Below are 13,949 nucleotides of genomic sequence, written 5' to 3' on the forward strand. Positions count from 1 at the left end.
TGGATGAGATGGGGGCGGGAAGATGAGTAACATGCATCGGATTCACTGGTTTGACGAACAGATTCGGGGTGGACGTTTTCCGAATAGCAGCTGGCTTGCCCGTGAATTTGAAATCTCCCGTCGTCAGGCTCAGCGTGATATTGAATATATGGCAAGTTCCTTGCGAGCCCCTTTGGTGTATATGGCAAAATATCGGGGCTATTGTTATGAGGATCAGACTTTTCGATTGCCCCATTTGTATATGACCGAAGAAGAGCAGCGTGTGCTGAAATATCTGGCGCATCGTTACCGGCATTACGATTATGATCAATCGGATGCGGTGAAACGTGTAGCGCATTTGCTGGAGCGTTTTACGTTGGAGGAACAACAGATGGGAAGTAGTGAGCTCCCAGTGTTTTCGGCGCAACCGAAGCAACTGCAAGTCTTTGAATTGTTGTCCCATGCCATAACCGACTTGCGCAGAATACATATTCATTACAGGGATCATGATGGAGAACGGCAGTTTTCCTTGTGTCCATTAAAGATGATATCCCAGTTTAACGCCGATTACGTGGTGGGGTATGAAGCAGACCCTGTACAGCAAGTGGCCATTCGCTTGGAGGGCATTGTTCATGTATCGATCTTGGATGAGAGATTTGAGCACAGGTCAGATGCTCTTTTAGGTGGATGGGAAGAACCACTGCCTGTGCGTAAACCGTTTGTAGCTGAGATTCGCTTGAAGGAATTGCAGCAAATGGACCTATGGGAAGGGTATCGTATTCGGGCTAGGCAAGATCAGATTTATTCAATTGAATTTTATGACACGGACGCTTTCTTGCAGCATTTGTTTGTTAGCGAATGGGAAGAACTTTTGTCTCCTGGGTGGCTTAGACGCAAGCTTCAGCAAAGCGCAGAAGGATTAATGGACAGGCTCGCGATACAACGTAAGTTAAACGTGGAATAAACCAGTGTAGAGAGGAGAAGATCCGTCCTTGGCTGAGAATATTTTAGATCACCTCATCATGAAGCGGGAGTCCAAATCATACGTGGATAGTCTGCATGCGATACTCACCCATACGGGCAAGTTTCAAGGTTCCAAGGTTGTACTTGCCGGATATACGGGCATGGCTTTCAAGCTGTCGGTACATCGCAGACTACTTCCCATGTCGGTTACAGCGTATGGGCAGTGGGGGGAAGCGCATCGTCCTGGAGTCGATAACCTGGGGATATTCACGATCTGGGATGGGGGACGTACACGTCATTCCACGTTCAGTTATTATCAGCAGGATGCAGTGAATTGGGTGAGACGGAGTATTGATGAAGGCACTGGTGTGATTTACTGGATTCCTGAGTTTGGTGTTATTCATGGATATGATGACAGTGACCGCATCTTTTATGTGCAAGACGGATGGAGCAAGGAACCACAGATTTTGTTGTATGACAATTTCGGCTTGAACTTTACCGGATTTTGGTATTGTCAGGTGTTTGGTGATCAGGTCCGCATTCCTGAACAGCAGATGCTGCTGGAATCCCTGCGACTGGCGATTGAGGATTGGGATATTCCCTATCGTCTGTTACCTGATCAGAATATTGCCTCAGGTAAAAAGGCATATGATGTGTGGGTGGAGGCCCTGCGGAGTGGGGATTTCGATGAATCCGGTGCGGCTTATATTTTGGAATCCTTCTGCCATTCGCGAACCGAAATAAGAATGTATTTGCAGGGTGTTCAAGGGATATGGAACGAACTGGACCAGGCTTGTGCATGTTATGAAAAGCTTGGGACGTTAATTGACCAAATGAAAGGATATATAGTTCAGCAGGAAAATAGACGTGTCTTGCGATCAGATACGACAGAAGATATAGCACAGGTACTAGTGAAGGCGAAAGCATTGGAAGAGCAGGCTATTGATTATTTTCGAGTGATATCCCGGAAGTATCCTGACCGTAAAAGGTCCACTATACCACGGTGGGGAGCACATTCCGCACGATAGGATGAGAGAGGAAGGGAGTGAAGGATGATGGCGACAAAAGTAGTATTGCAGGACTGGATTCAATCCCCGCAAGCTGTGAATTTTGCTGATGAATATAGATCATGGAGCGGTATGAGCGCGTATACAGATGCGTTGTATCGCATTTTATTACATAAACAGTGGACGGTTTTCCCACACCACATGATTGCAGGTATGACAGCAAGTGCATTCAGACTAGTGGTGGATCGGTGTCTGACGGCAGAGTCAATCTCCGCATACAACTGGATGGCAGAGAACTTTGTCGCAGCCGACTTCATTGGCGTGACGGCGAGCCAGGCAGCGGGCTTTTCGTTCGAACCGACTTTTCCGCTCTATCAGGAGCAGGCTCTGCTGGATATCAAAGCTTCCATTGACCGGGGCGTAGGTGCGATTCTTTGGCACGATCAATTTGTCATTGTTACTGGATATGATGAGGTGGAACGTGTGCTGTTCATCTGTGAAAGTAAAGGTAATGAAATCATTCGTCTGCCCTATGATTCGTTTGGGAGGGACAGTACACCCTACTGGTACTATCAGGTGATGGAAGCCTGTGCACCTATAGATCTATGGGAAGTCTGCAAGGAATCGTTAATACAGGCCGTCTACAAATGGGAAACCCATGACTATATGCTGCCGCCCCAAGATTATGCCTGTGGGGCGGCTGCGTATGCCGCTATTGCTGGTGCTTTGCAGTCAGGAACATATGACGCAGAACAAGCGGCAACAGTTCTTCGCTATTATGCCAAATCAAGATGGGATATTGCCTCTTATGTGGCAGGACTTAAGCATCTGTCCATTCAAATGGACCAGGTTATAAACGAGTATGAGCTACTCGCAAACCTGTATACAATGATCGTTGAGGAAATAGACAACTCCATCTCTTGGGATGCGAGAGAACCGGAATGTGTGCAAAGCTTGATTGAGCTTATCCGGAAGGCAGGGGCTACGGAACAACGTGCCATTGATGCCATTAAACTTGCCTTTCCAGAGACGATAGGCAATCGGTTTAAGGATGTTGGATTAAGATGAATATAACAAGTAGTTTATCTGATGTGATACCCCCCGGGTCGAAGTTCCATTTGATGCTAGAAGCGCAGTTTAAATATTTCTCACTTAACTTGGCGGGGTAACCATGCTGACCGCATTCTCAAATTCCGCCTGCCAGTCGCACTTGATGATGCTGCCGATGTAACCATCGGGTCGAATCAGTACCAGCGTGTCGCTGTGAATGCCATAGATTTCGGTCAGTTTTTTGGTGGTATCGTTGATAACATTCTGTTCGGCTTCATTGCCGGTACTAACGATGTATCTGTGCAATTCGGCACCGCTGGTTGGCCAGATCAACTCTGGGAGAATATGAGCGGTATTGGCTCCAAAGGCAAGCAATGTGAATTGTGGTCCACGAAGGATCTCAAACAGTCGTCTTACACCGCCTGGGCCGATGCATGGAGCATCAGGTGCTCGATCTCCGACCTGAAGTGACTTGGTCGCTGATGCATGCTCAGAGCTAAGTGGACCACCATGATACGATAGTGAGAGCTGTCGTTCTTCATCACCGCGTTTGAGACTGGCGAGACGTTTATTATCGAGCTTGGCGTACAACTCGCTGGATTTTCCAAGAACGCGTGCGGCAACAGGTTGACGTTCAGCTTCGTAGGTGTCAAGCAGGCGATCCGGTGCGCCAGCAATGACCTGACCTATCTTCCAGCCGAGGTTGTAAGCGTCCTGTACACCGGTATTGAGCCCTTGCGCACCGGCTGGGGTATGGACGTGGGCTGCGTCGCCTGCAAGGAAGACACGGCCCGACCGATAATGCTCAGCAAGTCGCACGTTGGGACGGAATACGGAACTCCAGGTAATGTCGTAGAGTCGTAAACCAGTGAGCTTGTAGAACTGAGCGGCAAGTACAGCCTCGTCCAGATCTGGGTTCTCGTCTGCTCCCAACCTGATCATGACCTGAAACTGGTCGGAGTGTGGCAATGGGCATGCTCCTACAAATTTACCTTTTGTGCGGGGCCACATATGCCAACGATTGCGAGACAAGCCATCGATTGTGCCATCAATGATGAGCATACGATCTGATTCGTTGGTCTCTCCAACAAATCGAATACCTGTACCTTTACGAACGGTGCTGGAACCCCCGTCTGCCCCCACCAGATATCTGCTGCGAATCTTTTCCCCTGAAGAGAGCGTCACCGTCACCCCATCGGCATCCTGTTCAAAAGTATCTACCGCGTTGTTAAATTCAATATTCAGCCCCTGACGTTCGAGTAGGCGGTGCAGGATGGCATCCGTGCGGTGTTGAGCCAGCAGAAGAATATTCGGATAGGGCAGATCTGGTGTAGGTTTATTTCGCTGCTGCATGCGCCACGGCACAGTGATCGGACCTAGATGGATACCTGCGAGCGGGTAAGAACTTCCCTCTGTGTGAGCATCACTCAGCACGCCTAGATCTTCAAAAACCTCCTGGGTTCGCGGCTGTACCCCCTTGGCACGAGAACCCTTAAAGGCATGGGGAGCCTTGTCGACCAGCCGGACACGAAGGCCGCGGCGCAACAGATCTGCTGCTAATGTAGATCCGGTCGGGCCAGCACCTGCAACCAATACGTCGATATCGTAATCTTCCCTCGATGGACTCACATCCGGTTGTTGCTTCTCTTGCAATGGCTTGAATCGTATAGCTGTCATTTGTAATGTTCCTCTCTAAATTGGATCTGAAATAAAGTTCTGTTTCTAATAACTAACGGACTATGAAAATTACAACTTATTGTTTCTTAGAAACAATAAGTTTCCGTGCAACAATATTAGTTTAAATTCTATTCTTTTGTCAATATTGTTTCCTGGAAACTTTAATTGTGAACCTGTCCTTGATATACTGGGATGAAGTTCATTAGTGTTGGAGGAAAAAGGATGATCAAGCCATCAAACTATCACAATAAAGAGCACCTGATTGATGAAGTGCTGGAAGCTGTGAAAGATATACAGATTAAATTCCAAGCGGAAGATGACGAAGAGAAGGAATGGTTGCTTAAGCACAGCCCTGATCCGGAAGTTCAAGAGTTAATCGAAGAAATGACGGTTACGATGTTACATGTGTTGGATGCTATCGGAACACTTGAACCTGTAAATGGGATAACCATTTCAAAACAATTTGGCTTTTCCAAAGGCACGGTTTCCAAAATCACCAAGAGGCTGGTACAGAAAAATATCATTTTGCCTGAATACCTGCCGGATAATAAAAAAGAAGTATTGTTTCGCATGACAGAACGGGGTCAAGACATCTATCGTTTACATCAAGCCATGCATCAACAAATTGATCTTGGCGCAAATCGTTTTTTGCAGCGATATACCGAAGATGAATTGCAGTTCTTAGCGCATGCTCTCCGTGATACGGCACAGGCGTCCTGGTTCAATTCGGAAAAAGATGGGCCATCCATCGTTTCTGGTGATGGGGGGGCTTATCCTGAAGATGACTCAGAACTTAATGAGACCACAGGAGAGTTAACCGTTAACGAGGAAATGAATGAAATTATGGGGATGCTTCATACGCTGAATACCCGTGATCTGAAGAAGGCCAAGGCCGTTCTTGAGGATGTTTTCTTTACGAAATATGAGGATTAGCGTAAGTAAGCTGTTGAGCATGCTCATATTCATCTCGGCATACGAAGTTGTTCTGCAAAAAATAAACGCTATAAAACCGGACAGGCTGCAGCCGATCCGGTTTATTTGCATTCAACATATATGCACATCAGGTTATGTGATCCACGCTAATAATAAATTTTACAAGAAAAAATAACCAAAATTTTAATTTTGGGGTAATCCAAACCCCCTATTGTTCCGAATATTATATTAGATGGTCTTTTTTGGATGATGGATATTCAAGGACAACAGGGGGCGGGAGTATGGTACATAATCCGGAAACCATTCAGGAATGTATCGAACATGCACGGCAAAGGCTCTACCAGATTGCAGCTCAATATGCGGAACTGTGGCATCCGGAGGTTATTCGCCAATCCATGGTGCTGGATGAGTTAATTAATGAATATAACAACGCAACTCGCGGGAGAACAAATTCGAATCAACTGAAATAATGAACGTATAGAATGCATTTATAAAATGAAGAAGAATCCCATGAAGGGATTCCGTGTGTTTGCCTTACTCTTTTACCGCCCCGAGCACAATTCCCTTTACGAAGAAACGCTGCAAGAACGGATATACGAGCAGAATCGGCAGAGCGCCAATAAAGATCTGAGCCGCGTTAACCGTACGCTGAGACATGTTCTGAAGCTGCGTTGCATCCACGTTCATGTTGGAGAAATCCTGCTGAACGATAATGGTCTGCATCAACGTAGCGAGTGGATATTTGGAAGCATCATTCATATAGATCAGCCCGTCGAACCAGGAATTCCATTGACCTACCATGGTGAACAAGGAGATCGTGGCAATGGCGGGCATGGATACAGGCAGATAGATTTTGAACAGGGTCGTGATATGGTTGGCTCCATCAATGAATGCGGCTTCTTCCAGCTCTTTTGGCACGTTACGGAAAAAGTTCATCATCAGAATCAGGTTCCAGACAGCCACCGCTCCTGGCAAAATCAGAGCCCACATCGTATTAATCAGTCCAAGCTTCTGGATCAAGATATAAGATGGAATTAATCCCCCGCTGAACAGCATTGTGAAGATGAAAAACCACGCGTATAACGAGCGCCCCTTGAAGTGCAGACTCTCCTTGGATAGCGGATAAGCCGTCAGGAAGACAAGTGTCATACTGAGCAGTGTACCCAGAACCGTACGTTGGACTGAAATCCAGAGTGCACTTAGAAAGTTACTGTTACCAAATGTTTTGGTGTAGGCGTCCACCGTAAAATCAATCGGCCAAAGTGTCACCAGATTGGCGGATGCTGCCGCTTTACCACTGAAGGAAACCGCCAGAATATGGACCAGCGGCAGGATGCACAGGATCGAGACGGCCGCGATGAATATCAGGTTGAAGCCATTAAATATACGGTACCCGGTTGTTTTGTGATACACCTTAATTCCTCCTTTGCATTTTGCATAATTCGATTTGAATCGCTCGCGTGTACAAGATATAGACGAACTAAACCATTTCGATCTATATCTTGCTGATTGAAAGTCGCTGTCTGGATGTATGCAAAATGCCCCTTAAAAAATACGGTAATTAGCGATTTTGTATGCCATCCGGTACGCAGAGATGACCAGGAACATCGCGACAAATGATTTGAATAACCCAACGGCGGTCGCAAAGCTCATTTTGCCATTCAGAATTCCCATCCGGTAGACAAAGGTATCGATAATATCACCTTTCTCATATACCAGCGGATTGTACAGGTTGAAGATCTGGTCAAAGCCTGCATTCAGGATATTGCCCAGCGATAACGTACCTACCACGATAATCATCGGCACGAGTGCAGGCAGGGTAATATGTAATGTCTGTCTAAGTCGTGTTGCCCCATCCACCTCGGAAGCCTCATACAATGCGGGATTAATACCCGCAAGTGCTGCCAGAAATACAATCGTTCCGAATCCAAATTCCTTCCACACATCACTGACAACTACCGTTACACGGAACCAGTCGCCATCCCCCAAAAAGAAGATCGGTTCAACACCAGCCGCCGCTAACACCTGGTTTACCAGTCCACCTTCCGGTGATAACATATCGAGCAGAATGCCGCCCAGTACAACCCAGGAGAGGAAATGGGGCAGATACACCAAGGTCTGTGAGAAACGTTTGAACGTAGAGTTCCGAACCTCGTTTAGCAAAATGGCGAACACCACGGGGGCCACAAGTCCGGCTACAATTTTCATCGAAGCAATTAGCACCGTGTTCCAGATGACCTGAACGCTGTCGGGATATTCGAACATGAACCGGAAGTTGTCCCAGCCCACCCATTTGGAGCCAGTGAATCCCAGCCACGGTTTGAAGTCTTGAAAAGCAATAATAATGCCGCCCATGGGCACATAGGCGAACAGCAATGTGAGCAGTACAGCAGGCAGCAGCATCAGATGCAGCGGCCACGTGCGTTTGAAATTCCAGCGGGTACGTTTGCGTGGATGGGGTGTCATTTTTCGCACCGGCGTATTGGTTGTTAACGGTTGTTCGATAGCCATCAGGGTCCCTCCTTTATCTCGTCCAGCTCCGGCATGATGAGACGAGCAAGCCTCTGCGCAGAGTGGAGCAACTGAATTATAGCAATGGAAAAGGGCGGACTATAGAACAACATTTCAATGCGGATGTTGAAATATTAACTTGTTGATGGAAACGACAAAAAGGAGCATCCGACTGTAAAGTCCAATGCCCTGTCTTCAGGTTGTGCTCCGGCCATATGTTATCTGCTTCCGATATGCCCTTCGTGCTGAACGTACCTATATCATTTCACTATGGAGCCATCATACTGCGCATCAACGGTACGAACCGCTGACTGTACCTCGGCCACCAGACGTTCCCGTTCTTCATAGAGGGGGGCTTCCTCTTCCTCAAAACCAAACTGAATTGCCCGAACGCTGCCTTGTGTCAACGTTAAGCCCTGAAGCTGCAATTCAAACAGGAAGGAAGCTTCAAAACCCATGCCATCCTGATCCCGGTAACAATACAAGCTGGAGATATCGTCTTCTTCAATGTGCAAAATGCCTTGTTCTGTCAGTTGCATCACAGAGCCCCCTCACGAAATGTCGATTCACTCCCAGTATAAGAGGATTTCCAGTCACAGGAAAGCGGAAGAACAAAAAATCATATAGAATTGTAAGGGCTTTCAATATAAAATAGGACTTCGGTATAGAAAGACTTCAAAATTCAGGGACAGGGTGAAACGATGAAATTCACAGTATTTGCGAAGACGGTCATTCTCTTAATCTGCCTGCTGGTACCCATTCTGCTGCTGTATACATACGCGAACCAGGCAAATGTGGACATGGTCGTTGAAGAGAAACAACAGTCGAGTCTGAATCAGTTCAATTATTTCAGTTCCCAGGTGGATAAAAATATCGAGCAGCTTTCGCTGTATGGCCTGACATTGCTGCGAGATCCCAGTATCCTGCACTATCGTTACATGACGGACTCCACCAGCCAATATGAGAAAAACAGCATCTATCTGGATATTCTCGACAAATTATCGTTGTACCAGTCCACCAGCCGCTGGAAGAATGATATTACCATTGTGCTGCCACAAGCGGAACTTGTGTTGTCCACCATGTCCAGCCGGACGGTCTACGATGAGAAGATGTTGACGTTTCCGCAACCGGGCCAATGGCAGCTGGAGCAGGGGAGTTTCACCTACTTTTTCACGGATAACTATGAGTGGAATGAAAAACCGGTGAACACAGGCGTGCGAACGGTGATGGAGATTAATTTTGACCCGATGAACGTGGTTGCCATGTTGGATGATTTCAAAGAAACGCAGGGAGGAGATCCTTTCTTGCTCGTACCAGGTAAAGATCCGTTGCTGAACCGTACGGCGGACCCCGAACTGGTCGAAGCCATTATGCGAGATATCCCCTTTGACGGACCGGAGCGGGAAGGTAATCATCAGCTGGAGGTGGGTGACAAACAGTATCTGGTCAGTTACGTACACTCGAAACAACTGCAAGCGGTATACGTGAACCCGGTGGTATTGGATGATTTACTAACCCCAATGGACAAGAGCCGGAATATGTTTATTACCTCCATTCTGTTACTGCTCGTGCTGAGTATCGGGGCTGCACTGCTTTTGTATCGAAAAGTCCAGGTGCCCATCCATCGTTTGATGAGAGGGCTGCAACAGATTCGCAAAGGGCAGTTGTCCACTCGGATTCCAGTTGATCACTCCCGTGATGAATTCGCGTACCTGACCCAGAGCTTCAACCATATGGCAGAGCAGATTCAGGAACTAATTGAGAAGGTATACGAGGAACGTATCCGCTCACGGGAAGCCACACTGAAACATCTGCAATCACAGATCAATCCACATTTCCTGTACAACTGCCTGTTTTATATCAAAAATATGACCCAGCTTGGCAACCGTGAAGCGGTTATTGCCATGTCGCTAAGTCTGGGAGACTACTATCGCTACATTACGCGGGGCGAGAATGACATGACGACAGTAGAAGAAGAGATTCGGCTGCTGGACCATTATCTGTCCATTCAACAGATGCGGACCAACCGACTGACCTACGAGATCGCGGTACCGCAGCAACTGATGCAGCTTCACATTCCGCGACTGCTCATTCAGCCCATCGTAGAGAATGCGGTGATCCATGGCATTGAGCCGCTGGAAGGCAGTGGGCATGTCGTCGTAACGGGGATGGCGGTACCCGAACATATTGAGGGACGAAAATATACAAGATATAGCCTGTTTGTTGACAATGACGGTGTCACGCTGACAACGGAAGAGATTGCGGAATTGGAACGGGAGATCAATGAGCCGATGGGTGAGGAGATTGGAACAGGCACATGGAATGTGCACCAGCGTCTCGTTACGCGATATGGGCTGTCGTCTGGTCTTCATTTTGGAGCGATTCCCTATGGGGGACTTAGTGTAGAAATTCGATGGTTTGAGGAGGAACAAACGCATGATGAATCTGATGGTCGTTGATGATGAACATTCCGCAGTAGAGTCGATCGCTGTCTCCATACCATGGAGAGAACACGGGATTGGTCAGGTGTTCAAAGCCTATTCAGTCAAAGAAGCCTTGGAACATATGGCATCACAACAGGTTCATATTATTATCACGGATATTCGCATGCCGGGTCTGTCCGGTCTGGATCTGGTCAGTCACATCAGGCAAAAGTGGGAACAGACGAAATGTATTATTTTGTCGGGGCATGCTTCCTTCGATTATGCGAAGCAGGCGCTCAAACATGGGACAGTCAGTTATCTGCTCAAACCGGTCCGGGATGAAGAACTGATCGAATCCGTGCAGCAGGCCGCTGTGCAGATTCGCCTGGAGGGTGAGAAACAAATGCTGCATCAGCGGGCGATGTATTCGGTAAGGGAACATCTGCCCGAGAAGCGGGCGGAGCTGATGAAGGATGTACTGTTAGGGCATAAATTTGCGGATGCTGAACTCGAAGGCAAGCTGGAGCAACTGGAGATCGGGTTCCGTCCACAGGATAAAATGCAACTGCTGCTCATCCGGTATGATGACCATCAACCCACACATAAAGCGTTTCGACTGATGAAGTACGCCATCTCGAATGTAGTGGAAGAGATCTACGGCAGTACCTATCATCTCTGCCATACAGATGACGCCTATGATGATCTGGTCTTCATGGCCAGTCCCAAACAAACTCAGGCCGAACCTGAAATGTTAATGGGCCGACTTGGAGAGCGGTTGATCCACAGTGTGAGGCAGTATCTGAACGCGACCATTTCCCTATCCGTTAGTCGTATGGGACGTTTCCCAGATCAGGTGCCGCAGCTATATCATCAAGCTGTGAGTGCACTTCGCAAGCAAGCCGAGGCGGGCAAAGGATTACATCTGAATGCGGCTGCGGGAACCAATGGGGCCACGTTGAAGTCACTTGCAGCGCTGTATGAACCGCCGGGTCTAACGGCGTTGCTGGAAGCCGGGCGCATGGAGGATGCACACCGTAAGATTGATCAGATCTTTGCCGAGCTGTCGAACAGTGTGTTCCCGGAGCATGTGTATGTGGCTTTTCATTATTTGGCGGCGGCATTCTCCTATATGGCTCATCGGGAAGGAAGGCAGTTAGCCGAAGTGCTTGGCGAGCAGTACCAGCAGTTGCTCAAGGATGGTTATGGCATCTCGCTGCGTAGTCTGGAAACGTGGACCAGAAGTGTGATGCAGCAGTGGGAAGAGAGTACAAGCGATGCGGGACAGGATGCCGGATCAACGCTGATTCGGCAGGTGCAGCAATGGATTGACCATCATCTGGGTGAGGATCTATCGTTGCAGGTCATTGCCGGAGAGGTGCATCTGCACCCGGTATATCTGTCGAAAATGTACAAACAATCCACAGGTGAGGGCATTAGTGATTATATTATCCGTTCCAGAATGGAACGTGCGGTTCATTTGCTGAAGCATACGGCAATGAAGATCTATGAAGTTGGTCAGGAAGTGGGATACAACAACACGCCTTATTTCATTCAGGTTTTCCGCAAACATTATGGACTGACCCCGCAGGATTTTCGGAACGGTTAACAAATCAATATGAACATTGAAATTGTGATATATGTTTGCCTCCCCGGCTGCACTATCCTTTTCATGTAAGGTGCATAATGCCACATGCAGAGGTGCATTTGGCATATAAGGGTATCCAAGTTACCTGAGGAGGGGTTAGTTCATGTATAGAAAAATGATGACGGCATTACTCGCAATAACGATGGTTGCTGTAACGGCATGCAGTTCGGGGGCCAAGGAAGAACCGGCCAAGGAAGCCGCTGCACCACTTGCTCTGCAAGACGGGAAATATGAACCGGCGGTACAGATGAGTTATTTGCGGGCCTGGAATGATGATACGAAATTCAAGAATGGGGAAACGGCACAGAACAATGTGCATACCAAATGGGCCAAGGAACGACTTGGCATCGATCTGACCACACCATGGGCTGTATCGGTGACCAATGATGCATTTTACACGAAATTACGCTTGTCGCTGTCCGCTAACGAAGAACTGCCGGATATCGTATCCATTCGGGGAGACTACAATCTGGTACGGGAATTAATTGAGTCCGGCAAGTTTGCGAATGCAGGCGAGCTGTTTGACAAGTATGCTTCGGACACATGGAAACAGGCATCTGAATCGGCGCCGGAGGAATGGTATCCGTACATGTATGAGGGCGAGCGTTATGGCATTCCAATCTTCGATTATGCCTACAACGGCGATTCGGTCATGTTTATCCGGGAAGACTGGCTGAAGAAGCTGGGACTGGAAGAACCAAAAACCATGGATGAGCTGGTTACGGTCATGGATGCTTTTACGAATCAAGACCCGGATGGGAACGGCAAAAAAGATACGTATGGTCTGACCGTCGGCATGAAAAATGCGCTCAATACCTGGATGACGGAATCCGGCTGGATCTTCGGCATGTACAACACAATGCCTGGACAGTGGAATGATGCCGGAGACGGAACACTGCAATATGGCTCCATTCAGCCAGGCGTGAAGGAAGGTCTTGCAACGATGAAAGATTGGTTGTCCAAAGGTTATTTGCCCAAAGAAGCGGGTGTCTATGACGAGATCAAGGCAGCAGAATTGTTCACCGCAGGTAAAGCAGGCATTATTGTGGGGCCACACTGGATGCCAAACTGGCCGATTGATGATGTGAAGAAAAATGTGGACGGTGCCACGTATAAGGCCATTGCCTTACCTACAGGACCATCAGGCGAGAGCCACCAACATGGTTCAGGGGCAAGCAACGGGGTGGTGCTGATTAACAAGGACATGGCGAACCCGGAGATTTTCTTCACGTATCAAAATTATCTGTTCGACAACTTTGCCAACCCGGAAGTGGGCAGCGAGTTCGAACATGGCTTTGCACAAGGATATGACTATGACATCGTGGATGGCAAAGTTGTTGGTGAAGCCGAAGTGAAGGACGGCGTATCACCACTCAAATATACAATTACGTATGATGGTGCCCGAATTCCGAATCTTATGATGGATACGCTGGCGGAACTTGCGAAGGGCAAGGAACCGGAGACTCCTTTTGAGAAAAATACGAAAATTGCCAACAAACCGGAAGTGTTTGTAGCCGCTGAAGTCGTCGTTGCGAATAAAGATAACGCGATCAAGAACAAGTTCACCGGGGCACCAACCGAGACGATGAAAATGAAGAAGGACGCAATCGACAAGTTGGAGAAAGATACGTTCAGCAAGATCATCTATGGTCAGGTAGGCATTGAGGAATTTGATGCGTTTGTGACAAAGTGGAAATCCATGGGCGGGGATGATATTACCGCCGAAGTGAACGAGTGGTATAAGACAGTCAATTAATAAAC

General features: G+C 47.9%; 12 protein-coding genes. 8 read left to right on the forward strand and 4 right to left on the reverse strand.

The window, feature by feature from the left end:
- Nucleotides 1–22: 22 nt before the first annotated feature.
- From MKX68_RS15225 to MKX68_RS15235, 3 genes are read left to right on the forward strand one after another with little or no spacing between them, the layout of a single operon-like run.
- Entirely contained in the window at nt 23–943 is a 921-nt protein-coding gene (locus MKX68_RS15225; RefSeq protein ID WP_340912685.1) for a helix-turn-helix transcriptional regulator, read from the forward strand.
- 28 nt (nt 944–971) lie between these two features.
- A complete protein-coding gene (locus MKX68_RS15230) occupies nt 972–1,970 on the forward strand; it encodes a hypothetical protein (protein WP_340912687.1) in 999 nt (332 codons plus the stop codon).
- Nucleotides 1,971–1,997: 27 nt separating this feature from the next.
- Entirely contained in the window at nt 1,998–3,017 is a 1,020-nt protein-coding gene (locus tag MKX68_RS15235) for a hypothetical protein (RefSeq protein ID WP_340912689.1), read from the forward strand.
- A gap of 84 nt (nt 3,018–3,101) precedes the next feature.
- Here the strand turns inward: MKX68_RS15235 and MKX68_RS15240 are convergent, their stop codons facing one another.
- A complete protein-coding gene (locus tag MKX68_RS15240) occupies nt 3,102–4,676 on the reverse strand; it encodes an FAD-dependent monooxygenase (protein WP_340912691.1) in 1,575 nt (524 codons plus the stop codon).
- A gap of 222 nt (nt 4,677–4,898) precedes the next feature.
- Between MKX68_RS15240 and MKX68_RS15245 the strand changes: the two genes are divergently transcribed.
- Nucleotides 4,899–5,609: a MarR family transcriptional regulator gene (locus tag MKX68_RS15245; RefSeq protein WP_338588598.1), complete on the forward strand. Its 711-nt coding sequence runs from the start codon at nt 4,899–4,901 to the stop codon at nt 5,607–5,609.
- 281 nt (nt 5,610–5,890) lie between these two features.
- On the forward strand, nt 5,891–6,079 hold the full coding sequence (locus MKX68_RS15250) for an aspartyl-phosphate phosphatase Spo0E family protein (RefSeq protein ID WP_074096520.1): 189 nt from the start codon (nt 5,891–5,893) through the stop codon (nt 6,077–6,079).
- 64 nt (nt 6,080–6,143) lie between these two features.
- Here MKX68_RS15250 and MKX68_RS15255 read toward each other — a convergent pair whose 3' ends face one another.
- The 3 genes from MKX68_RS15255 to MKX68_RS15265 all read right to left on the reverse strand — a co-directional run bounded on the left by MKX68_RS15255 (nt 6,144) and on the right by MKX68_RS15265 (nt 8,659).
- A complete protein-coding gene (locus tag MKX68_RS15255) occupies nt 6,144–7,022 on the reverse strand; it encodes a carbohydrate ABC transporter permease (protein WP_017692164.1) in 879 nt (292 codons plus the stop codon).
- Between the two features lie 132 nt (nt 7,023–7,154).
- Nucleotides 7,155–8,075, reverse strand: coding sequence for an ABC transporter permease (locus MKX68_RS15260; RefSeq protein WP_036668173.1), 921 nt, complete (start codon nt 8,073–8,075; stop codon nt 7,155–7,157).
- Nucleotides 8,076–8,380: 305 nt separating this feature from the next.
- Nucleotides 8,381–8,659, reverse strand: coding sequence for a hypothetical protein (locus tag MKX68_RS15265; RefSeq protein ID WP_074096519.1), 279 nt, complete (start codon nt 8,657–8,659; stop codon nt 8,381–8,383).
- 162 nt (nt 8,660–8,821) lie between these two features.
- On the opposite strand from MKX68_RS15265, the gene MKX68_RS15270 reads away from it, so the two are divergent.
- The 3 genes from MKX68_RS15270 to MKX68_RS15280 all read left to right on the forward strand — a co-directional run bounded on the left by MKX68_RS15270 (nt 8,822) and on the right by MKX68_RS15280 (nt 13,944).
- A complete protein-coding gene (locus MKX68_RS15270) occupies nt 8,822–10,579 on the forward strand; it encodes a sensor histidine kinase (RefSeq protein ID WP_340912695.1) in 1,758 nt (585 codons plus the stop codon).
- A complete protein-coding gene (locus tag MKX68_RS15275) occupies nt 10,557–12,149 on the forward strand; it encodes a response regulator transcription factor (RefSeq protein WP_340912697.1) in 1,593 nt (530 codons plus the stop codon). Before MKX68_RS15270 ends, MKX68_RS15275 begins: the two co-directional genes overlap by 23 nt.
- A gap of 142 nt (nt 12,150–12,291) precedes the next feature.
- A complete protein-coding gene (locus tag MKX68_RS15280; RefSeq protein WP_338588595.1) occupies nt 12,292–13,944 on the forward strand; it encodes an extracellular solute-binding protein in 1,653 nt (550 codons plus the stop codon).
- Nucleotides 13,945–13,949 lie beyond the last annotated feature (5 nt).

Source organism: Paenibacillus sp. FSL M8-0212 (assembly GCF_038004645.1).
Taxonomy (GTDB): domain Bacteria; phylum Bacillota; class Bacilli; order Paenibacillales; family Paenibacillaceae; genus Paenibacillus.